Source organism: Bartonella japonica (assembly GCF_040545385.1).
GTDB classification, from domain to species: Bacteria; Pseudomonadota; Alphaproteobacteria; order Rhizobiales; family Rhizobiaceae; genus Bartonella; species Bartonella japonica.
This window is the reverse complement of the sequence record NZ_JBEPLT010000001.1, coordinates 330182-351631: the sequence shown is the minus strand read 5'-3', so window position 1 is coordinate 351631 and position 21450 is coordinate 330182. Positions and strand designations below refer to the sequence as shown.

Here is a 21450-nt window from a genome sequence, read left to right as displayed (position 1 = left end):
ATTTTTTACTGTAATAAAGCTCCATCCTTAATTTCAAAAAACTCTGCTCGTCCTTTTAAAGCATCAAATAAAATGCGATCTGTTCCTGTCATAAATGTTTGCCCACCTAACTCATCAAGAATATCAAATAAAGCAGCACGTCGATGAGAATCGAGATGTGCTGCCATTTCATCAAGAAGAAGAATAGGAGCCTTATCCGACATTAGTCCTGTTAAACGTGCATGACACAAAACCAGACCTGTCAAGAGAGCTTTTTGCTCACCTGTTGAACAAGAGGTGGCAGGCATATTTTTATCAGCATAAAAAACTTGCAAATCTGTGCGATGCGGTCCTTCTAATGTCCGCCCAGCAGCACGATCTATTGTACGATTATGACACAACAAACGACAAAATTGCTCTTCAACTTCAACTGCTGATAGTTTACTCAAAGCCGTTTCTAAAAAACCATCAACTTGTAAAAAAGCCCGTGGAAAAAGTATCTGAGGTGGCGTTTGCACAAACATATCATTCAAAAGCCGAACAACCTCTATACGCGCGGCAGCAATAGCCGTTGCAAGCTCTGCCATCTGCTTTTCTAAAGCATCAAACCAAGCTCGATCGTCACTCCCATCTAAAAATAAACGATTCCGCGCACGCATAACTTTGTCATAATCCGCTATGCGGCGACCATGTAAAGAATCTATCGCTAAGACCATACGATCCAAAAAACGACGGCGTTCAAATGAAGAACCTAGAAAAAGTCCATCCATACTAGGAGTCAACACACTCATGTGACAGTAATCTGTTAAGCAATCACCTGTCTCATTCACACCATTAATATGTACTTTCCGACTGTTATCATTCACGTCCAAAGCTGTACCAATATTCACTTCGCCATAAAGAGCACATTCAAGACGTGCAAAAACAACAAATCCTTCACCTCCACCATTTGCAAAACTGACATCAGAATAAGCTGCACGCCGTAAACCACGACCAGGAGAAAGAAAAGACAGGGCTTCTAAAAGATTCGTTTTACCAGCACCATTATGACCAGTAAAAACGACATGTTGACCTGAAAAATGAATATTAAAAGAAGAATAATTACGATAATGCGCTAATCGTAGTTGCCTTACTGCCACTTTATGCACATGACCATCCATGCACCGCAAAGCAACTACTCTCAAACGCGAATGGGCATCAGCACGTAAAGCGCATCCGCATCATCATTATCACGAATCAAAGCCGGAGCCCCAGCTTCAGCTAGCATAAAAATCATCTCATCACTTGAAAGTTGTCCAGCAATATCCAAAAGATAACGAGAATTAAACCCTATCTCAAGCGGATCTGATGTATAAGTTGCTACCAATTGATCTTCTGCGCTTCCTGAATCAGGATTGTTAACAACAAGCTTCAACAGCCCCTGCTCGATCGTTAATTTTACCGCACGCCCACGATCACTCGAAATTGTCGAAACTCGATCAACTGAAGAAGAAAAGTCCTGCCTATTGACAACCAATTTTTTATCATTTTCAAGAGGAATAACACGCTGATAATCTGGAAATGTTCCATCAATCAATTTTGAGGTAAAAATAACAGAACCCACAGAAAAACGAATCTTCGTTTCTGAAAGCTCTACACATACTTCACTTTCAATTTCTTCTGAAAGAAGCTTTTGTAACTCTCCCACCGTTTTACGAGGAATAATAACACCTGGCATACCATCAACACCAGAAGGTGCCTGCATATCAACCTGTGCCAAACGATGACCATCGGTGGCAACTAAACGCAACTTTAGAACACCGTCATTAACAACATGAAAATAAATACCATTAAGATAATAACGAGTTTCTTCGGTAGAAATAGCAAATTGCGTGCAATCAAGTAAATGTTTTAACCCTGACGCGGATAGAGAAAAACGATAACCAAACTGACCAGGAAGTGACTCTGGAAAGTCTACCTTCGGAAGACACTGAAGCTGAAAATGTGCACAACCCGAAACAACCGACATCGTGCCCGCTTGATTCTCATCAACGGATAAAGCAACCTCACTGCCATCAGGAAATTTTCGAACTATGTCGTATAGCAAATGAGCTGGAACAGTTATTGCTCCAGTTTGCTCAACATTGACTGTAAAAGATTCCATAACCTCTAGATCAAGATCTGTTGCCTTTAATTGTACACGACCATTATCTGCATCAATCAGTACATTTGATAAAATAGGAACAGTATTACGGCGCTCTACCACACGGTGAACTCGGCCCAGAGATTTAAGAAACTGACTGCGATCGACTGTAATACGCATAAAATACCCATTGTAATTTACAAAAATTATAGAAACTCTTTAGATTTAAATAGCTTATCCCCTTAGGAATCACTTACCGAATTTTATTCAACATCTTTTCAAATGGCAAGCAACTCCTGTATAAGCAAAAAACTCTCCTTATTAAACCCTATACGATAATTTTAAAAAAGCAGAAAATTACAAACACTATACAGCCTGCTCGCCAATCAATCGTTTAAGCAATTCAAGTTCTTTGGCTAATGTCTGATCACCACAAACCAAATCTTCAATTTTACGAACAGCATGTAAAACTGTCGTATGATCACGCCCACCAAAACGACGCCCGATTTCTGGCAAAGAGCGAGGTGTCAACATTTTTGCCAAATACATCGCAACCTGTCGTGGCTTCACCACTGTACGTGTTCGACGATTAGACAACAAATCTTGCTTAGAAACATTATAATGACGTGCAACCGCACGTTGGATCTCTTCGATCCGGATACGCTTAGGTTCACCAGAACGCATCAAATGACCTAATAACTCATCAATTCGTTCTAAAGATAAATCAGACTCAAATGACTGGCGGAACAATAATTGATTAAACGCTCCTTCAAGATCACGCCCTGATCCTAAAACTGTTTTCGCGATATACTCTAGAATATCATCAGAAATCGTGATCATATTATCATCTTGTTGTGCTGCCTCTAAACGCTGACGCAGCATTTTTAAACGCATTTCATAATCTGGTGCTTCAATTTCAAGGGCAACGCCTCCCTGAAGACGAGAGCGAACTCTAAGATCAAGTGATTCTAATTCCGCTGGTGGACGGTCTGCAGCCACAACAACTTGTTTTGCGCTATCAAGCAACATATTTAGCAAATGACAAAATTCGTGCTGTATTGATTTTCCCTGCAAAAATTGCATATCATCAATAATAAGAAGATCAATATCACGAAGCTGCTCTTTAAAAGAAAGAGCGTTATTATCGCGAATAGCCGTTGCAAAACGCCACATGAAATATTCAGCGGTCAAATAAATAACCCGCGTAGGTGTTAAACGCTTTAGCGTAGCAGCAGCAATAGCTTGAAGCAAATGTGTTTTTCCCAAACCGACAGATGCATGAATAAAAAGAGGATTAAATCTTAAAGCACTTTTATGTCCTTCTGCAATCGAACGTGCTGCAGCTAAAGCAACACGATTAGAAGAACCCTCCACAAAACTTTCGAAAGTATAGCGAGAATCAAGTGGTGAACCAAAAACACCTGTTTGAATATTCTTTACTGAATGCTCTGTATAATTTTCAACAAAAGACGAAGCTGACTGATCTTCCAGAACAACAGGAGCTTCATTTGTTTTACAGACAATACCCTTGGAAACACGATTCATACCACGAACAATAATCTCAACGCGAAGAATCGCTGAATTCTCCTGTTTCCATAAATTTGTCAAAAGAGAACCATAGTGATTATTAATCCATGAACGCAAAAATGCTGTAGGAACAGAAAGCTTTATAAAATTGCGGCTATATTCGTCGAGTTTTAAGCGACCAAACCAACTTGTATAAGCTTCAATACCAACCTGCGCCTTTAATTGGGCCATAACACGTGTAAAAGCTGCTGCACCTTCCTCCTCTGAAATAATAGGATGCTCCACAGAAGCATTTCTCCTAACCGACTCTCCACTATCCACTATCTGACTTTTTATTATTTCTTTTGCCGATAGGATATCCACCGAAACCCTTTTAAAGGAGCTAGCTTTAGAGTTCAATTTATCCACCATCTTTCATCCTGATAAAAATAAAAATCTGTCTCGCCAAAAAGCTAAAAACCAATTTAGCAAAACACCATACCCCAAATAAAATTATTCATCTCCCCCTAGGATAGTTTCATTACAACCCCACAAACAAAGATGACCAATGAGATTTGCTTGCATTCACGATATGACCCAATTTTCTAAAATGGCAAACATACCAATCAAAAAACTAAAAAACACGCCAGAAAACTCTTCCAATATGAGAGCCTATAATAGCCTAAACAACAGCATCTTAATGCTCAACATAACCAAGATAATTCGCTCATGTGAACCCTGCTTGCTTTTAGCTTTCAACAAGGACCATACAAAACAGCAGAGGCAAAATGCAAGAGGTCAAAATCAAATCAAAAGCTCATAAAAAGCAGCTATAAACCTGCTTCTATACACAGGGAATGAGAAAAATTATTAATTCAATTCATTTTTTTTCTCTGAATTTACCAATAATTAAAGAATCTTCTCAGACTAAAAAAAAAAAATTAAAATGCTTGACAAAAAAGACTCTGTAAAAAAACCACAAAGCTTGTGGATAACCGTATAAATTCTCTTTACTCATTCATGGAAAGAATCAATCCAAAGTCTTACCTTTAAAGGATTTTAAATTGCCCAAAAATAAAAAAACCAGCTTCCATAAGGATGCTGGTCTGATTCTCAATAAAATGGAAAAAATTTAAACGCTAAGAGCTCTCAAACGTTTTGCCAAACGCGACACTTTCCGCGCCGCGGTGTTTTTATGAAAAACGCCTTTGGAAACTGCACGCATAATTTCAGGTTCAAAATCCTTAAACGCTATTTCTGCAGATACTCTATCACCAGAAGCTAAAGCATCATCAAACTTACGTATGAAGGTACGAACACGTGAACGGCGGGCCCTATTAATCTGCGTGCGTGCAGCAACTTTGCGCACCGCCTTTTGAGCGGAAGGTGTATTCGCCATAAATTAACTCTCTTTCAACACATCGGATAGAATGAATCTAAAAAACATCTCTACCAATACAAAAAACTCAGCCCAGCAAAGCTATAAAGCTGCTTATAACGGCACAACTTATAGCGCAACCCTAAAGGCAACGTCAATCAAATTCTCAAAGATGGACATAAAAAAACAATGCTCAATTTCTCAATAACTGCTTTAAGAGTTTTTCCCCTCAAATAAATATAATTTAAATCGCAAGATGACGCAAAACATACTGCAAAATTCCGCCATGATGCAAATAATCCAACTCATCTTCAGTATCGACACGGCACAACAATGGAACAGCTTTTACTGTTCCGTCAGAAAAAGTAATTGTAGCTACAGTCTTCTGACGGGGCTTCAAATTATGTATTCCTTCAATCGTTACTTTTTCATCACCCTTTAAACCCAATGACTTCCAGCTTGCACCTGCTTCAAACACAAAAGGAACAATTCCCATACCAACAAGATTAGAACGGTGAATTCGCTCAAAAGACTGAGCAATTACCGCTTTTACACCAAGAAGATTGGTGCCCTTCGCTGCCCAATCACGAGATGAACCATTGCCGTATTCAATACCAGCAAAAACAACAAGCGGAACATTTTCCTGTTTGTATGCCATTGCTGCATCATAAATTGTTTGTTCTTTTCCTGATGGGTAATGAATTGTATAACCTCCTTCACGACCATTCTCTCCTAGCATGAAGTTACGAATACGAATATTGGCAAAAGTTCCACGCATCATCACTTCATGATTCCCGCGACGAGTTCCATACTGATTAAAATCAGCCACTTTAACCCCATGATCAATTAAATATTTTCCAGCAGGAGAATCAACCTTAATAGAACCAGCAGGAGAAATGTGATCTGTAGTGATCTTATCACCAAATAAACCTAAGATTCGTGCATCTTTAATATCTGGTAAAACATCAGGAATCTTCCGCATACCATCAAAATACGGTGGATTGCGCACATACGTTGACGTATCATCCCAAGAATAGGTAGCCCCTGTTGGGACTTGAACTTTTTGCCAATTTTCGTCTCCCTTAAACACATCTGCGTATTTTTCGGCAAAAATTTTACGTGTGACATTCTTTTCGATAAATTCCTGAATTTCTTTAGAAGTTGGCCAAATATCTTTCAAATAAACGGGTTGACCATCTGAACCTACTCCAAGAGGCTCTTTAGTCAAATCTTTACGCACTGTTCCTGCTAAAGCATGCGCGACAACTAACGGTGGTGAAGCTAGATAATTTGCCTGCACATCAGGGGATACACGCCCTTCAAAATTACGATTTCCTGAAAGAACCGCTGCTGCAATTAAACTATTATGATTAATCGTTTTAGAAATAGCTGGATATAAAGGACCAGAATTCCCAATACATGTCGTACACCCAAACCCTACTAAGTTAAATCCTAAAGCATCCAAATCTTTTTGCAAACCTGAATTGTAAAGATAGGCTTCCACAACTTGTGAACCAGGTGCCAGAGAAGTCTTAACCCACGGCTTACTTTTGAGACCTTTTGCCACAGCATTGCGCGCTAAAAGTCCCGCAGCAATCAAAACACTTGGATTTGATGTATTCGTACAGGAGGTGATTGCAGCAATGACTACATCACCGTGACCAAGCGTGTATTTCTCACCCTCAACCTGATAACGGTCATCTTGCCCAGCAGTTTTCTTATAATCTTCAACCAATGCCTTCTCAAAACCTTGCCCAACACTTTCTAATGCAATGCGCCCTTCAGGACGCTTAGGACCTGCCATAGAAGGCACAACACAACCCATATCTAATTCCATCGTATCACTAAAAATGGGGTTGGCTATCATTTCATCATGCCACATCCCTTGCGCTTTGGAATAAGCTTCCACCAGAGCTATACGATTTTCATCACGTCCTGTCATATTGAGATAACGCACGGTTTCCTTATCAATTGGGAAAAAACCACAGGTTGCTCCATATTCAGGCGCCATATTTGCAATCGTCGCCCGATCAGCAAGTGTCATATGTTCTAGACCGGGGCCAAAAAACTCAACAAATTTACCGACGACACCTTTTTTGCGCAAAATTTGCGTCACCATCAACACTAAATCGGTCGCCGTCACACCTTCTTTAAGTTTACCTGTTAGACGGAAACCAATCACTTCAGGGAGCAACATAGAAACGGGCTGACCTAACATTGCCGCTTCGGCTTCAATACCACCAACACCCCAACCTAAAACGCCCAAACCATTTACCATCGTCGTATGCGAATCAGTTCCCACACAAGTATCAGGATAAACCGTTTGATAACCCTCTTCATTCTTTACCCATGCGCATTGTGCTAAATATTCTAGATTAACTTGGTGACAAATCCCCGTCCCTGGAGGTACAACGCGAAAATTTTGAAACGCTTGCTGCCCCCACTTAAGGAAACGATAGCGTTCACTATTGCGTTCATATTCATGCGTAACATTCTCCTTAAAAGCCATAGGAGTGCCAAAATCGTCAACAATAATTGAGTGATCAATGACAAGATCAACGGGAATGAGTGGATTTATTTTTTCAGCACTCCCTCGAAGTTTGGCCATAGCATCGCGCATAGCAGAAAGATCAACAACTGCCGGAACACCTGTAAAATCCTGCATGAGAACGCGCGCAGGGCGGTAGGCAATTTCTGCACCAGCCTGACCTTTATTGTTTAACCACTTCGCGACATTTAGGATGTCCTCTTTCTTGACCGTACGACCATCTTCAAACCGTAATAAATTTTCTAGAATAACTTTCATCGAAAACGGCAAACGGGAAATACCCTCAAGCCCATTTTTCTCTGCCTCAATCAAACTATAATAAATATATTCTTTGCCACTAACATCTAAAGCTCTACGACAATTAAAGCTATCAATTTGAGTCATGACTGTCCACCCTCATACTACAAACTCACCCAATTTCCCGGAACGAACAACACAAACTACGAGTTAAGGTCGCAGCTTGAGCGCAGACGCAATAACCTCCGCCATCCATTTCCCCCTTCACCTTTTCATAGGCAAATTCGGAAATCAGCGTAAAAAACCATTTTACACCACATCGATGTAACATATCGCTTATAGAACTATTTCTAGAACTATTCTAGGTACAATTACATAAAAAACGTGTTTTTTATCCTATAATGCAATAAAAACTATAAAAATAAATGAAAATAGGAAATTACATGGTATTATTGGGTAAAAATCTGGCAGCTCACAGAAATGAAAAAGTTCTGTTTCAAGATCTTTCTTTTCGTTTATTTCCACAACAACTCATGACAATAACAGGGCCAAATGGAATCGGAAAATCCACATTACTACGAATCATTACCGGTCTTTTAAAAGCTGCTAAAGGCCATATAAGCCTTGAAGATCATGAAAAAACATACCCTGTAGCAGCCGCATGCCATTATCTTGGTCCTCAAAATGCTATGAAACCTTTCTTATCTGTCATCGATAATCTACAATTTTGGTCAGTATTTTACGGACAACATCTACGCTATCCGCATGAAGCCCTTACTGAAATTGGTCTTTCTGATCTTGAAAACTTACCCTTCAACATTTTGTCAACCGGACAAAAAAGACGCGTCGCTCTTGCCCGCCTTTTACTTTCCTATCGCCCCCTTTGGATTTTAGATGAACCCATATTGGGAGTTGATAGCTGTGCTCAAACTCTCCTTGCCAATATTTTCCAACGCCATTTAAACCAAGGCGGTATGATTATCGCTGCAACGCATAACTCCCTCGGCATTCCAGAACATCATAGAATCGCTCTGGAACAATTTTCACCACTAGGAAACAAAAAACATGAAAGCACTGTTTTGGCGCGATCTTAGATTAACCTTATCGTCACAAACCTCTTCGTTAACAGGGCTGTTATTTTTCATCGCTGTTATTATAATAACTCCGATCACTCTCGGACCAGATCCTAAGATGCTTGCACAAATAGGACCAGGCATATTATGGCTTGGAGCTCTCCTTGCAGGAATTCTTAATCTGAATAAACTTTTTCAAACCGACTACGATGATGGAAATCTCGACCAATTCATCCTTTCTGGACAAAGACAAAGTTTCACATTGATTGTACTGACCAAATGCCTTGCCCATTGGGCAGGAACGATGCTTCCCCTTATTTTGGCTACTCCTATTTTGGCATTTATGCTGCATTTAGATACCATGATAACTTTTACAACAATACTTACCCTATTATGCGGAACACCTGCCATTATTTTTATTGGCGCTATAGGAGCTGCACTTGTAACATCATTGTTACACAATACTCTTCTCATTTTCATCATTATCTTGCCGTGGATCATTCCAATCATGATTTTTGGTGTTTCTGCTGCTACAGCCCCAGTAAATTCAAATGTCTCTTTTCTCTCTTCCTTAGCTCTTCTTATCGCTTTTTCACTTCTTTTGAGTCTTTTTGGCTCTCTGGTCACAGCTATAACACTCAAGCTTTTATCAGAATAATAAAAGATGATTGCCGCACAGCAAAACTCTGCCTATTATAAACCGTATGAATGAAACATCTCACACACAAAAAATGGGGTCACTCTCTGCAAGTTTAACCCATTTTATGAAAATAAGCCGTACCATTTTACCTTGGTTAACCGGTATAACATTGTGCCTTCTTATCTTAGGGCTTATTTTGATTATGCGCTCTCCTGATGATTATCAACAGGGTATTACCGTTAAGATTATGTATATTCATGTCCCTTTCGCATGGCTTTCTACATTCTGTTATATTATAATAAGCGCTGCTGCTTTAGGAAATTTAATTTGGAGAAATTATCTTGCTGATGTAGCACTTAAATGTGGTGCACCTATTGGGGCAATTTTTACAGCCTTAGCCCTAGTGACAGGTGCGCTTTGGGGACGACCCACATGGGGAACATGGTGGGTATGGGATGCACGACTGACATCCGTTTTAATCTTGTTTTTTATTTATCTTGCCATTGTTGTGCTTGCTCGCGCTTTTGATAATCGAGAAAAAGCTGCTCGCGCTACAGCAATTCTCACACTTATTGGGCTTGTAAATATCCCTATTATCAAATTTTCCGTTCATTGGTGGAATACGCTCCATCAATCCGCATCCATTCTGCGTTCAGATGGGCCGACAATTGAGTATGCTATGCTATGGCCTCTTGTCACAATGATTTTTTGTTTCAGCTTTATGTTTATTGTGCTCTATTTAATGGCTATGCGAAACGAAATTAATAGTCATCATATCCAAATGCTTCAGATAAAAAAAGCCTGTCGTGCACAACATCAGGAATCTTCATCATGCTCGACCTAAATAACATTTACAATAGACTTTTAGGAAATCTCTCTCAACAAATTGACTTTTTCCTTGGTACTCTTCACCACAATCAAATTGTTATCTTAAGCTATATGCTTTCTGCCATTTCTCTACTATGTCTTATTGGGCACATCCTTTGTAAAGCTATATACCAAAAGAAGATTCTACAGCAGTTAAACAAAAAAGAACCGTTTAGGAAAGAAAAATATAATGAAAACAATCCCTAAAAAACCTAAAACACACATATCACTATCTGTATTTTTGGGTCTTTTTGGATCTTTTATATTTCTTCTTCTCATTATGATTTTCTCCTATTTTATGGATAGAAAACACCTCAACAATACTTCTCTTTTCCCGAACACATTTACTGAAAAAATTGCTCCTCAAACAAATCTTCCCCTCCTTGATAATGAAAATTATTTTCTAAATTCAGAACAATTTAAAGGACGCGTAACACTGATCAATTTTTGGGGATCTTGGTGCTTATCTTGTCGCAAAGAGCATCCACTTCTTATGAAGATTGCACAAGATAAACGTTTTGATCTTATTGGCATTAATTATAAAGATAGCAAAGAAAACGCCAAACGATTTTTGAACAATTTTGGAAATCCTTTTAAAGCTATTGGCATTGATATTTCAGGTCATACAGCTATTAACTGGGGAGTGTATGGACCACCAGAAACTTTTCTTTTGAATAAAGACGGTATTATTGTTGCTAAGCATGTTGGCCCTTTAACATGGCAAATTTATCAGAAAAAAATCCTGCCAAAAATCGAAAAAGCTATAATATCAGATGACGATGAATTGCTTCATTAAGAGAAGCCATTATTTTCCTTTATTAAACGGAGAAAACAATCAGATTTTCTCATTACATTTCCTTTATAATGAAACAATAAAAATCCTTGCTTACACCTCGTAAAAAGAGATGACATATGAATAAAACTGTTTGGAAAACGCAGGATACCTTCTTATTGCACTTCATGCAAAAGCAAACGCAACATTAGAAAATATAAATACCTGCCATGAACTATCTCAATATAAGAAACAATATTGGGGACTGGAAAAGAGAATGCTAGTTACTCTCGTAAAGATAAAGGTAGTGATAAGAAGCCATATCGCAATTGAAAGAGTGTAAACAACAAAAATACGAGCTTCTCTACAATTTCCATTACTTAAAAGACATTGCTGTAGCTACTTTGGAAATTTGTAAAATAAGGACGGTAAAAATGGAAAACTTATACCTTAATGATATATAATGATGTGATAACATGGGAGGGTAACACTTCAACGTATCATCCAAGAGAAAAAACCTCTATACTCATTAAGAGCCCCACCTTTGCAAATTTCTCCCTCATTGCATATTATGCGCTGTTCACTGATAATGTATAAAAGGCAATAGAGATTATATTCTTATCCGCCGTCTTTCAGATATTGGCTGAAATGCTATTTTAGCATGAAACGTACAATAAGGACTATTTTCACTGGAATCAGCGCCACAAAAATGAAAATCAGATGACAAAGGATCCCCAACTGGCCACCTACATGTATTTTCACTCAATTGCAGAAGGTTCAGCTGGCGTGATATAGGCACAATGACATCGGATTTTGTAGGTACATCATTTTCTATCACATCCTCTTCTATAAATTCCATCTTTAATGCTGTTGCTCCCACATTGCAAGACGTGGTATCTGCTGGCATTACCGTTGATGTAGTGCGGCGTATACGCGAAGATGATGGGCTTATAGGTGTCTTTTGTGCACGTGACACTGCTTGCGCTGTCTTACCACGTCCTGGTAGCTTTAATCGGTGCACTTTACCAATAACTGCATTCCTGCTGACTCCACCTAACTGAGCTGCAATCTGACTTGCACTTAAACCTTCACTCCAAAATTTCTTTAAAAGTTCAACGCGTTCATGTGTCCAACTCATATCTGCACTCCATTTCAATCATCTCATCGAGATATAGATCACATGTTCCAATTACATTTTCAATAAGCTAAATAAAAAACTTTCACTTCCCCATCCAAGCACAAAAGCCTCATTCAACCTATAAAATTTATAAACTGAAACACCTCCTTACCTGCTGATTTAAACTACAATATGCATTGACTTTATGACAAGAGTCTTTCCTTCTTGAAGAGTTTATTTAGAATGTTTTCCCCAACTTGAAAATCAAGCACAAGACAACTCTCCTAATTGCTTAGACTTTTCCTTTACAGATGCTTATCGCAGAACCTTTATTGACTTTTCGTCAATCGATGCAATGATCTATTATATGGGTGTGACAATTAACTGCACCATATTTAAAGATGCAACATTGTCTTGTCTATTATATGCATATGGCAAAATTTCAAACATAAAGGAAAGAATAATGAATGCTACTGCTATACAGCCACTTTACAGGTGCTTTGCTCGACGTGATTTGCATTTCAAAAAAGGTAATGGTGTATGGCTTATTTCCGATAAAGGAGAGTGCTATCTTGATTTGACATCTGGTATTGCTGTTAACGCATTAGGGTATGCACATCCACAATTAGTTGAGACCCTCAAAAGACAAGCTGAAAAAATTTGGCATCTTTCCAACCTTTTTCAATCACCTGAACAAGAGATTCTCGCCACACAGCTTTGCGCAAACAGCTTTGCTGATAAGGTTTTTTTCTGCAATTCTGGTGCTGAAGCTCTAGAATGTGCATTCAAAACTGCTCGTCGTTATCATTACGAATCTGGTCACCCAACACGCATTGAAATTATTACTTTTGAAGGAGCATTTCATGGACGTACACTTGCAACGCTTGCTGCTACTGGGCACGAAAAATATCTTGAAGGCTTTGGTCCCAAAGCTGGTGGATTTACTCAAATCCCTTTTTGTGATGAAAACGCTTTACAAAATGCTATCAATGAAAATACCGCTGCTATTCTGATTGAACCTATTCAAGGTGAAGGAGGAATACGAACAGTTCCTCATGAATATTTAAAATTTTTACGCAAAATATGCGATGATAATAATCTGTTATTCATTTTAGATGAAGTCCAAACAGGTATTGGACGAACAGGAAAACTGTTTGCCTATGAATGGAGTAATATCACACCTGATATCCTTACCCTAGCAAAAGGACTAGGTGGAGGATTTCCGTTGGGAGCTTGTCTTGCAACAGATAAAGCTGCAAAAAGCATGACACTGGGAACCCATGGATCAACCTTTGGAGGAAATCTTCTCGGGATGGCTGTCGGCAACAGTATTCTTGATATCATATTAGAACCAGGCTTTCTCGATCACGTTCAGAGTATGGGAAATAAGCTAAAAAGTGGACTTTTGAATATTCTCAATACCTATCCTGATATTATCTATGCAATTCAAGGCACGGGCCTTATGATAGGCATTCAGTGTGTTGTGCCTTCAAATACCGTCGTTAATGCTTTGGAAAAAGAATATGTTCTCAGTGTTGGTGCCAATAACAATGTTGTGCGCTTATTACCTCCTCTTATCATAAATGAAGAGGAAATAATGGAAAGCTTGCATCGTATTGAAAAAGCAATTGCTTATCTTTCGCAAACAAACAAAAAAAAGCAAATATCATAAAGTGTCACCTCACAGACTTATCTGTTTTAACCCCACGAATAGCACGACCATTATCGATTATGCAAAAACTCTCAAAGCATCTTTTAAAGCAGGAAATATTTCAAAACCTTTTATTGGTAAAACGCTTGCGATGATTTTTGAAAAACCATCAACACGAACCCGTATTTCATTCGATATCGGCATGCGCCAGCTTGGTGGAGATACAATCATGCTAACAGGTTCAGAAATGCAACTTGGTCATAGTGAAACCATAGCTGACACAGCACGCGTTCTATCACGTTTTGTGGATATTATTACATTACGCACAACAATACATGACCGGATGCTTGAGTTGGCACAATATGCACAAATTCCTGTCATTAATGCCCTTACAGATGATACGCATCCCTGCCAAATTCTAGCAGATATTCTTACCTATGAAGAACACCGTGGACCAGTTGTGAACAAAATATTTGCGTGGATGGGAGACGGCAATAATGTGCTTCATTCTCTGATTGAAGCTGCTGCTCTTTTTAACTTTCACCTGCGAATTGCCACTCCAAAAGGGTATGAACCACAAGAAAAGTTTGTACGCTGGGCACGCGAACGTGGAGCCCATATTACCCTGACCCATAATCCCCAAAAAGCTGCTCAAGATGCTGACTGCATTATAACCGACACATGGGTTTCGATGGGACAAGAATTTCGTGCCTGCAATCATTCTATTTTTTTGCCTTATCAAGTCAATGAAGCTTTAATGCAATTAGCTAAACCAGATGCTCTTTTCATGCATTGTCTTCCTGCTCATCGTGGTGAAGAAGTTGTCGATAGTGTGATAGATGGTTCACATTCCGTTGTTTTCGACGAAGCTGAAAATCGTCTTCATACCCAAAAAGCAATTCTTTCTTGGTGTTTACAAGATACATTTTTCTCTTCACAATAACCTCTAAAAACAAACCATAATAAAAGGCAAAAATATGAGCGAACAAACCGCAGAAGAAACCTCTCTCAACAATATCTATCTAAATGAAGATGATACTGTTATTCCCTTTCAAGTCGAAGAACTTGATATCCGTGGGCGTGCTGTACAATTTGGAGAAACTTTAAATTCTATTCTCACAAGACATCAATATCCTGAACCGGTTTCTTACCTTTTAGCAGAAGCTTTAGTTTTAACCGTTTTGCTCGGAACTTCTTTAAAACTTCAAGGAAAGTTTATCTTACAAACCCATTCCGATGGACCAGTTAACATGTTAGTATGTGATTTTTCTCCTCCTTCCAATCTACGCGGTTATGCTCGTTTTGATAAAGAACAGTTAAAAAAAGCAATGACCAATAATCAAATATCTTCAGAAACACTTTTGGGAAAAGGGACTTTAGCCTTCACCATATACCAAGGTACCCATACGCAACCCTATCAAGGGATAGTTGCATTAGATGGATCAAATTTACAAGAAGCCTCCCGTATCTATTTTGATCAATCAGAACAAATTCCCACCGATATCCGTTTGGCAGCTGCTCTATTAATCAATCGAGATAAACATGGAAAACCGCAGAAAAAATGGCGAGCAGGAGGACTTTTGACCCAACTCTTGCCCAACGCATCATCTCATCATAAAATAGATGAATTCAATCAAAAACGAGATGAAATAAAAAAAACCGAACAACTTGAAAACCAATGGCAAGAAACCAAAGCACTCACAGCAACCATTGAAAATACAGAATTGACAGATCCCCAAGTCGGCAGTAAGCGGTTATTATTCCGTCTTTTCCATGAACACAGTGTTAGAGTTTTTAATCCCTTCTCTCTTGTAGATCAGTGCTCTTGTTCACGAGAAAAAATTAAAGGAATGCTGGAAGGATTTCCCACTGATGAACAAAGAAAAATGATTAAAAATGAATATATTTCAGTTACATGTGAATTTTGCTCAACAACGTATCGTTTTAAACCACAAGAACTGTCTGAGAATAAAACGTAAAAAATATCTCTTACAAACGAAAAAATGTTGGTTGCACTGCGCAAACCATGTTCATCATACTACCACAGCCAACACAAACTTTATTACTGTGCATGCTCTGAAGCAAAAAACAAAGTAAAATATTGTATGATTTTGATAACATCATTGCTGATAACAGCTAAAAATCCAAGTACGGCATTATTTATGTAAACCTAAATAACCAAAACCGAAGCTAGCAGACAAATATCTAATGACTTAAAAACTGAAGATTTCAAAACTGTTGTCATACTTCAAACATTTTTTATACAGAATTATTTATTTCACAAATACTCTTAAATGATAACAGTAATCCTTTTTAAAATAGCTTGCACAAAATCACTGCTTGTAAAAATTGAAAGCGATAGCGTAAATACTACGCGTAAAACTCTATCTTCTTGCATTTTTTTCAATAATATGTCCTACAAAACACTACAGTGGATAAAAACAATAGTAAAAAATAGCCAAACAGTATTATAATGTTCCCCTCCCCGACACAAAACGACGCAATAAAACATAAAGTGCACCTCCACCACCATGCTGGCGAGCTGCTTGCTCAAAGGCATGAACATAATATCGAAAAGCGGGCGTTGATAACCAATGGGGGACAACCTTATACAAAGCACCATCGCTTCCAGGTGACTGACCTTTTCCTGTAATCACAAGCACATAACGTAATCCATTTTTCTGAGATGAGTGTAAAAAATTTTTTAAGAAAAAATAAGCCTCTTCCTGCATACAACCATGAAGATCAAGACGCGCCTCAATAGGATAATGACCTTTGGCAATTTTACGGTGCGCAGCACGATCGAAAAAATGAAGCTTATGCACTTGTGCATCAGTTCCCTTTTCTTTTTTTATCACAGCTGATCTCTGTTTGTCTTCCTGAGATAACGGAAAACCTTGTATTATCTGCTGTTTTTTATTGTCAATATTTGCAACATCTTTTGTAATAGAAGAATGGGATTTATCATGCAGTGGTTTTATTGTACGACGAACCATATCCCATAAAAGACGATCTTGTGAAGATAGTAAATCTTTTTTTTGTCTCCATTCATTCGTAGACATTTCAATCTTTAATCTTTTATAAAATTTTATTTACATGATCTCACAGATGGCAGAAATATTAATTTTCATCTTCTGTTGCAAAAAGCTTCCAATTTGGATCTGATGATAGGCTATTGCGAACAAAAGTCCAAACATCTCTAATTTCTACGATAGTATCAGGATCCCCTTCTATAGGCTCTTCCTGCTCATTATAGGTTACAGAAATCATTTCACTGATAATCCGCACGGTTACAAATTCATCCTTGTCTTTTACTGTTGCTGAAACAAACTCGATCTTATTAATCCCAACAAAAGTAAACTGAACCCTTTCATTATTTTTTTCACGGTTTTCAATAGCGGCACAAAAGCTCTCAAAAACATTTTTGGAAAGCAATCTTTTTAATTGATCGCGATCACCTTTAGCAAAGGCTGTTACAATCATCTCATAAGCAACCTGCGCACCCTTTATAAAAAATTGAGGAGAAAAACGAGAATCAACCTTACGAAGTGCCCGCAAACCTTCATTCAATACACTTCCTTTTGGTGCAATAGCATCAATTTCGCTAAAATCGCTCTTTTGCGAATTACCCTCATGAGGGAACGAAATAATATTGTCAGCCGTTTCTTCTTCAACCTGTTTTTTAGAACAACGTGAATAAGGATCAAAGGGAGGCTTTTCAAAACCAATCCGTTTTCCTAATACATTACGCAGTTGCATAAAAACGACAACCATAATAACAAGAGCTATGACAAGTATAACGTCAAATTCCATAGGTGCTGTTAATCCCCAAATCTAATATGATCTGTAATAAACATTGCAGTCCATATCATTTATCAATAAATATGTAAAATAGGGAATTGATCATTCAAATATTTTATTCATATCTTTTAAAAAAGATGTCTCTTAATAATTAATAATTTTTATCCTAAATCTTAAGAAGGAAATTTTTATGTGATAAAGTTTTATTCGATAAATCCTCGTTTTTTTATCATTATCCTCCTCAGCATTCTCTTGATTGAAATCGCTGGTTTTATCTTTGTTGGAGAAGAAATTGGAATTATTGCAACTTTGAGCTTGATTATTCTTACAACACTCGTTGGAGTTATTTTGTTGCGAATTCAAGGGCTTAGCCTTTTAAAAAATATACAACGTGAACTTATCCAAGAACAAGCATTAGAAAATAACGCCTTTATCATTTTTAGCGCCATTTTGCTTATTCTTCCTGGATTTGTAAGTGATCTTTTGGGACTACTACTCCTTATTAAACCAATCCGTTCTGTTGTATGGCATTTCTTTTTATCCTTGAGAAATAAAATAAACGCTCATGATCAAAATAAAACCACTTCTGGAAATAATTCTGAAAAAACCATCGACCTTAAAGCAGAAGACTACAAAATCCACAATACCGCAGAATCTCCATGGCGTAAAAATGATGAGCATCATTGAAATACCGAAAAATCTGTAATGGACTTAAAAAATCATGAACACAAGAAGAGCTTTCCTTGCAACCTTTTGCAAGGCGTGATAACCAGCTTGGTCTTTAGATCTAAGATAGAAATAAATACATTGTAATAATGAGAAGGTTTGTACTATGGTCGAAGGTGAAATAAATAACAGTGGTGGAGAGCCAATTTTTGCTGTATTAACTCAATATTTAAAAGATTTATCGTTCGAGAATCCAAGTGCTCCCAGTTCACTGCGTCCACGTGAAAAAACACCACAAATCGATATTAACATTAATGTCAACGCTGATCCAATCGGAGATGACAATTATGATGTTGTTTTATCCCTTTCCGTCAAAGCCAATGATGATGCCGAAACCTTATTTCATGTAGAGCTCATTTACGGTGGTGTTTTCCATATCAAAAACATCCCACAAGAGCATGTGATGCCACTCGTGTTTGTTGAATGCCCTCGTCTTTTATTTCCATTTGTTCGACAAATTGTATCTGACGCTACCCAAAATGGTGGTTTTCCACCTTTGTGGATTGATCCGATCGATTTTGCAGCGCTCTTCCAGAAACGTATCGCTGAAGAACAAAAGAACAATGAAAGTCAGACTCAACCATCCTAAGAATTTATTCTTTAATGATTAAAAAGGCCCTGAAATATCAGAGGCCTTTATTTTTATAACTTTTTCGCATGATAGGCGGCTAACATCGCAATATTGACGACGTCAGTATCATTTCCGCTAAACGGCACAATTTGCACGGATTTTTCCAATCCAATCAAAATAGGACCAATAATAGTTGCTTCACCAAGCTCTTGTAGCATTTTGCTCGCAATAGAAGAGGCATGATATCCAGGCATTACTAAAATGTTCGCAGGCTCCGTTAATCCCATAAAGGGATATTGCTGCATCAATTTCAAATTCAGCGCCACATCAGCACTCATTTCTCCATCAAATTCAAAACTAACCTTGCGTTCATGTAAAATATTAATAGCATCCTGAATATGTTGTGTAATCGGTCCTTTCATATAGCCAAAAGTAGAAAATGCTACAAACGCTACCCGTGGTTGATATCCCAACCCATAAACAAAAGAAGCTGTTTGTTCTGCTATATCAGCAAGCTCTTCAGCATTCGGATTCTCGTAAATAGCTGTATCTGCGATAAACACAGTTCGTCCACGACAAATAGCCATTGAGATCCCAATCAAACGTTCTTTTGGATTTTCACCAATCACTCGGCGTATATCAATCAGGGCTGTTTCATAATTGCGTGTCACCCCTGTAACCATGGCATCTGCATCCCCTAATGCCACCATACAAGCAGCAAAATAATTGCGATCATTATTGATACGACGGTGACAATCACGCAATAACCAGCCTTGACGCTGCATCTTTTTATAAAGATAATTCGCATAAGCCTCCGTATGACAGGAAAGCTTAGCATTCATAATCGAAATACCTTCACGCTTAAGATCAATACCTGCTGCTGCGGCGGTTTCTCTCACTTGCTCTTCACGACCAATCAAAATTGCTTGTCCTAATTTTTGACGAACATAAGAAACTGCAGCGCGCATTACCGGCTCTTCTTCACCTTCTGCAAAAACAATTTGTTTTGGCGCTTGACGAACATGATTATAGATACCACGCATCATAGAAGAAATGGGATCACGTCTTGCATTTAAATCACGCTCATAAACTTCTAAATTATCAATGTTCTTTTGAGCAACACCACTTTCCATCGCTGCTTTTGCCACTGCCATTGAAACGACCGTGAACAAACGCGGATCAAAAGGAACAGGGATGATATAATTTGGTCCGAATTTCAATCGTTTTCCACTATAGGCTTCTGCAACACTGTCAGGCACTTCCTCATGCGCTAAATCTGCAAGAGCCCTTGCTGCAGCGATTTTCATGTCTTCATTGATAACTGTCGCACGCACATCAAGCGCACCACGAAATATATAAGGAAAACAAAGAACATTGTTAATCTGATTTGGATAATCCGAACGACCTGTTGCTATAATAGCATCATCGCGTACTTTCATCACCTCTTCTGGCGTAATTTCTGGATCGGGATTGGCCATAGCAAAAATGATCGGCTGAGGTGCCATTGACTTTACCATTTCTGGGGTAATGGTACCTTTAGCAGAAACCCCAAAAAATATATCAGCGCCTTCCATTGCTTCAGCAAGAGTGCGTTTATCCGTTTGAATAGCATGAGCAGACTTCCATTGATTCATCCCCTCTTCACGCCCTTTATAAACGACACCCTTTGTATCACATAATATGATATTTTCAGATCGAAATCCCATTGCCTTCATCAATTCAATACACGCAATTCCAGCAGCCCCCGCACCATTACAAACCAACCGTGTATTTTGCATATCGCGCCCCGTTAAATGTAAGGCATTCAACACACCAGCAGCAACAATGATTGCTGTGCCATGTTGATCGTCATGAAAAACAGGAATATTCATAATTTCTCGTAAGCGACTTTCAATCATAAAACATTCTGGTGCTTTAATGTCTTCAAGATTGATTCCTCCAAAAGACGGCTCTAAATAACGCACTAAATTGATAAAACTTTCTGTATCATTTGTATCAATTTCTAGATCGATTGAATCAACATCCGCAAAGCGTTTAAAAAGCACAGCTTTGCCTTCCATTACTGGCTTAGATGCAAGCGCACCTAAATTGCCTAAACCCAAAATAGCTGTTCCATTTGATATAACAGCCACAAGATTGCCCTTTGCCGTATAATCATAAGCTAGCGCTGGATTTTGAGCAATTGCTTTAACCGGAACAGCAACACCTGGTGAATAAGCAAGTGATAAATCATGCTGCGTTGCCATGGATTTTGTTGCAACAATTTCAAGCTTTCCAGGACGACCTCGCCTATGAAAATCAAGAGCTTCTCGTTCACCAGCACTATAAATCGTTTGAGGTGTTTTCTGATCCTGTTCACTTTTTTTCATTTCACTCAATTTTCTCCAAAAACAGTGTAAGTTCTGTTCTACAGTACATCTCATTACTCAATTTTAAAATTTGATTAATATATGAGAAATCGC

The 21450-nt window shown here is 38.3% G+C and carries 19 protein-coding genes; 10 read left to right on the top strand and 9 right to left on the bottom strand.

The features are described from left to right. Positions 1–5: 5 nt before the first annotated feature. The 5 genes from recF to acnA all read right to left on the bottom strand — a co-directional run bounded on the left by recF (position 6) and on the right by acnA (position 7917). Positions 6–1139, bottom strand: a complete 1134-nt coding sequence (gene recF, locus ABID39_RS01490) for a DNA replication/repair protein RecF (RefSeq protein ID WP_354185315.1) — start codon at positions 1137–1139, stop codon at positions 6–8. A gap of 20 nt (positions 1140–1159) precedes the next feature. Next, positions 1160–2281 carry a DNA polymerase III subunit beta gene (dnaN, locus tag ABID39_RS01485; RefSeq protein WP_354185313.1) on the bottom strand — a complete coding sequence of 374 codons (1122 nt, stop codon included), beginning with the start codon at positions 2279–2281 and terminating at the stop codon, positions 1160–1162. 186 nt (positions 2282–2467) lie between these two features. Beyond that, positions 2468–4039, bottom strand: a complete 1572-nt coding sequence (gene dnaA / locus ABID39_RS01480) for a chromosomal replication initiator protein DnaA (RefSeq protein WP_354185311.1) — start codon at positions 4037–4039, stop codon at positions 2468–2470. 700 nt (positions 4040–4739) lie between these two features. After that, on the bottom strand, positions 4740–5006 hold the full coding sequence (gene rpsT / locus ABID39_RS01475; protein WP_354185309.1) for a 30S ribosomal protein S20: 267 nt from the start codon (positions 5004–5006) through the stop codon (positions 4740–4742). A gap of 223 nt (positions 5007–5229) precedes the next feature. After that, on the bottom strand, positions 5230–7917 hold the full coding sequence (acnA, locus tag ABID39_RS01470) for an aconitate hydratase AcnA (protein ID WP_354185307.1): 2688 nt from the start codon (positions 7915–7917) through the stop codon (positions 5230–5232). Between the two features lie 296 nt (positions 7918–8213). Here acnA and ccmA point away from each other — a divergent pair, with 296 nt between their 5' ends. The 5 genes from ccmA to ABID39_RS01445 are packed head-to-tail and all read left to right on the top strand — an operon-like array spanning position 8214 to position 11146. Then, positions 8214–8864, top strand: a complete 651-nt coding sequence (gene ccmA / locus ABID39_RS01465; protein WP_354185305.1) for a heme ABC exporter ATP-binding protein CcmA — start codon at positions 8214–8216, stop codon at positions 8862–8864. After that, positions 8836–9501, top strand: a complete 666-nt coding sequence (gene ccmB, locus ABID39_RS01460) for a heme exporter protein CcmB (RefSeq protein ID WP_354185303.1) — start codon at positions 8836–8838, stop codon at positions 9499–9501. The genes ccmA and ccmB overlap by 29 nt, the downstream gene beginning before the upstream one ends. 46 nt (positions 9502–9547) lie before the next feature. After that, on the top strand, positions 9548–10327 hold the full coding sequence (locus ABID39_RS01455) for a heme ABC transporter permease (RefSeq protein WP_354185301.1): 780 nt from the start codon (positions 9548–9550) through the stop codon (positions 10325–10327). After that, positions 10315–10557: a hypothetical protein gene (locus tag ABID39_RS01450; RefSeq protein ID WP_354185299.1), complete on the top strand. Its 243-nt coding sequence runs from the start codon at positions 10315–10317 to the stop codon at positions 10555–10557. The genes ABID39_RS01455 and ABID39_RS01450 overlap by 13 nt, the downstream gene beginning before the upstream one ends. Continuing rightward, the gene (locus ABID39_RS01445; protein ID WP_354185297.1) at positions 10541–11146 is read left to right on the top strand and encodes a DsbE family thiol:disulfide interchange protein; all 606 of its coding nucleotides are present in this window, start codon (positions 10541–10543) and stop codon (positions 11144–11146) included. Before ABID39_RS01450 ends, ABID39_RS01445 begins: the two co-directional genes overlap by 17 nt. Positions 11147–11732: 586 nt before the next feature. Here the strand turns inward: ABID39_RS01445 and ABID39_RS01440 are convergent. Beyond that, positions 11733–12260 carry a GcrA family cell cycle regulator gene (locus ABID39_RS01440; RefSeq protein ID WP_354185295.1) on the bottom strand — a complete coding sequence of 176 codons (528 nt, stop codon included), beginning with the start codon at positions 12258–12260 and terminating at the stop codon, positions 11733–11735. Positions 12261–12702: 442 nt separating this feature from the next. Here ABID39_RS01440 and ABID39_RS01435 point away from each other — a divergent pair, with 442 nt between their 5' ends. From ABID39_RS01435 to ABID39_RS01425, 3 genes are read left to right on the top strand one after another with little or no spacing between them, the layout of a single operon-like run. Beyond that, positions 12703–13911, top strand: coding sequence for an aspartate aminotransferase family protein (locus ABID39_RS01435; protein ID WP_354185293.1), 1209 nt, complete (start codon positions 12703–12705; stop codon positions 13909–13911). A 1-nt stretch (position 13912) separates the two neighbouring features. After that, complete coding sequence (gene argF / locus ABID39_RS01430) at positions 13913–14833, top strand: ornithine carbamoyltransferase (RefSeq protein ID WP_354185291.1); 921 nt, start codon at positions 13913–13915, stop codon at positions 14831–14833. A 34-nt stretch (positions 14834–14867) separates the two neighbouring features. Then, positions 14868–15869 (top strand): Hsp33 family molecular chaperone, encoded by a 1002-nt coding sequence (locus ABID39_RS01425; RefSeq protein WP_354185289.1) that lies wholly within the window; start codon positions 14868–14870, stop codon positions 15867–15869. A 489-nt stretch (positions 15870–16358) separates the two neighbouring features. On the opposite strand, the gene ABID39_RS01420 is transcribed toward ABID39_RS01425, so the two are convergent. Together ABID39_RS01420 and ABID39_RS01415 are read right to left on the bottom strand one after the other, a co-directional pair. Further along, positions 16359–16952: a Smr/MutS family protein gene (locus ABID39_RS01420; RefSeq protein ID WP_354185287.1), complete on the bottom strand. Its 594-nt coding sequence runs from the start codon at positions 16950–16952 to the stop codon at positions 16359–16361. A gap of 58 nt (positions 16953–17010) precedes the next feature. Next, positions 17011–17703, bottom strand: coding sequence for a Tim44/TimA family putative adaptor protein (locus ABID39_RS01415; RefSeq protein ID WP_354185285.1), 693 nt, complete (start codon positions 17701–17703; stop codon positions 17011–17013). A 180-nt stretch (positions 17704–17883) separates the two neighbouring features. Here ABID39_RS01415 and ABID39_RS01410 point away from each other — a divergent pair, with 180 nt between their 5' ends. After that, the gene (locus tag ABID39_RS01410) at positions 17884–18378 is read left to right on the top strand and encodes an FxsA family protein (RefSeq protein WP_354185283.1); all 495 of its coding nucleotides are present in this window, start codon (positions 17884–17886) and stop codon (positions 18376–18378) included. Positions 18379–18523: 145 nt separating this feature from the next. Further along, positions 18524–19006: a protein-export chaperone SecB gene (gene secB, locus ABID39_RS01405; protein WP_354185281.1), complete on the top strand. Its 483-nt coding sequence runs from the start codon at positions 18524–18526 to the stop codon at positions 19004–19006. 53 nt (positions 19007–19059) lie between these two features. On the opposite strand, the gene ABID39_RS01400 is transcribed toward secB, so the two are convergent. After that, the gene (locus ABID39_RS01400; RefSeq protein WP_354185385.1) at positions 19060–21357 is read right to left on the bottom strand and encodes an NADP-dependent malic enzyme; all 2298 of its coding nucleotides are present in this window, start codon (positions 21355–21357) and stop codon (positions 19060–19062) included. Positions 21358–21450 lie beyond the last annotated feature (93 nt).

Bases quoted from the DNA above. Each gene is read 5' to 3' on its own strand.
- ccmB (WP_354185303.1), top strand. From the start codon at position 8,836: ATGAAAGCACTGTTTTGGCGCGATCTTAGATTAACCTTATCGTCACAA.
- ABID39_RS01415 (WP_354185285.1), bottom strand. From the start codon at position 17,703: ATGGAATTTGACGTTATACTTGTCATAGCTCTTGTTATTATGGTTGTC.
- ABID39_RS01440 (WP_354185295.1), bottom strand. From the start codon at position 12,260: ATGAGTTGGACACATGAACGCGTTGAACTTTTAAAGAAATTTTGGAGT.
- ABID39_RS01455 (WP_354185301.1), top strand. From the start codon at position 9,548: ATGAATGAAACATCTCACACACAAAAAATGGGGTCACTCTCTGCAAGT.
- recF (WP_354185315.1), bottom strand. From the start codon at position 1,139: ATGGATGGTCATGTGCATAAAGTGGCAGTAAGGCAACTACGATTAGCG.
- dnaA (WP_354185311.1), bottom strand. From the start codon at position 4,039: ATGGTGGATAAATTGAACTCTAAAGCTAGCTCCTTTAAAAGGGTTTCG.
- ABID39_RS01420 (WP_354185287.1), bottom strand. From the start codon at position 16,952: ATGTCTACGAATGAATGGAGACAAAAAAAAGATTTACTATCTTCACAA.
- ABID39_RS01450 (WP_354185299.1), top strand. From the start codon at position 10,315: ATGCTCGACCTAAATAACATTTACAATAGACTTTTAGGAAATCTCTCT.
- ABID39_RS01425 (WP_354185289.1), top strand. From the start codon at position 14,868: ATGAGCGAACAAACCGCAGAAGAAACCTCTCTCAACAATATCTATCTA.
- dnaN (WP_354185313.1), bottom strand. From the start codon at position 2,281: ATGCGTATTACAGTCGATCGCAGTCAGTTTCTTAAATCTCTGGGCCGA.
- ccmA (WP_354185305.1), top strand. From the start codon at position 8,214: ATGGTATTATTGGGTAAAAATCTGGCAGCTCACAGAAATGAAAAAGTT.
- secB (WP_354185281.1), top strand. From the start codon at position 18,524: ATGGTCGAAGGTGAAATAAATAACAGTGGTGGAGAGCCAATTTTTGCT.
- ABID39_RS01400 (WP_354185385.1), bottom strand. From the start codon at position 21,357: ATGAAAAAAAGTGAACAGGATCAGAAAACACCTCAAACGATTTATAGT.
- ABID39_RS01445 (WP_354185297.1), top strand. From the start codon at position 10,541: ATGAAAACAATCCCTAAAAAACCTAAAACACACATATCACTATCTGTA.
- acnA (WP_354185307.1), bottom strand. From the start codon at position 7,917: ATGACTCAAATTGATAGCTTTAATTGTCGTAGAGCTTTAGATGTTAGT.
- rpsT (WP_354185309.1), bottom strand. From the start codon at position 5,006: ATGGCGAATACACCTTCCGCTCAAAAGGCGGTGCGCAAAGTTGCTGCA.
- ABID39_RS01435 (WP_354185293.1), top strand. From the start codon at position 12,703: ATGAATGCTACTGCTATACAGCCACTTTACAGGTGCTTTGCTCGACGT.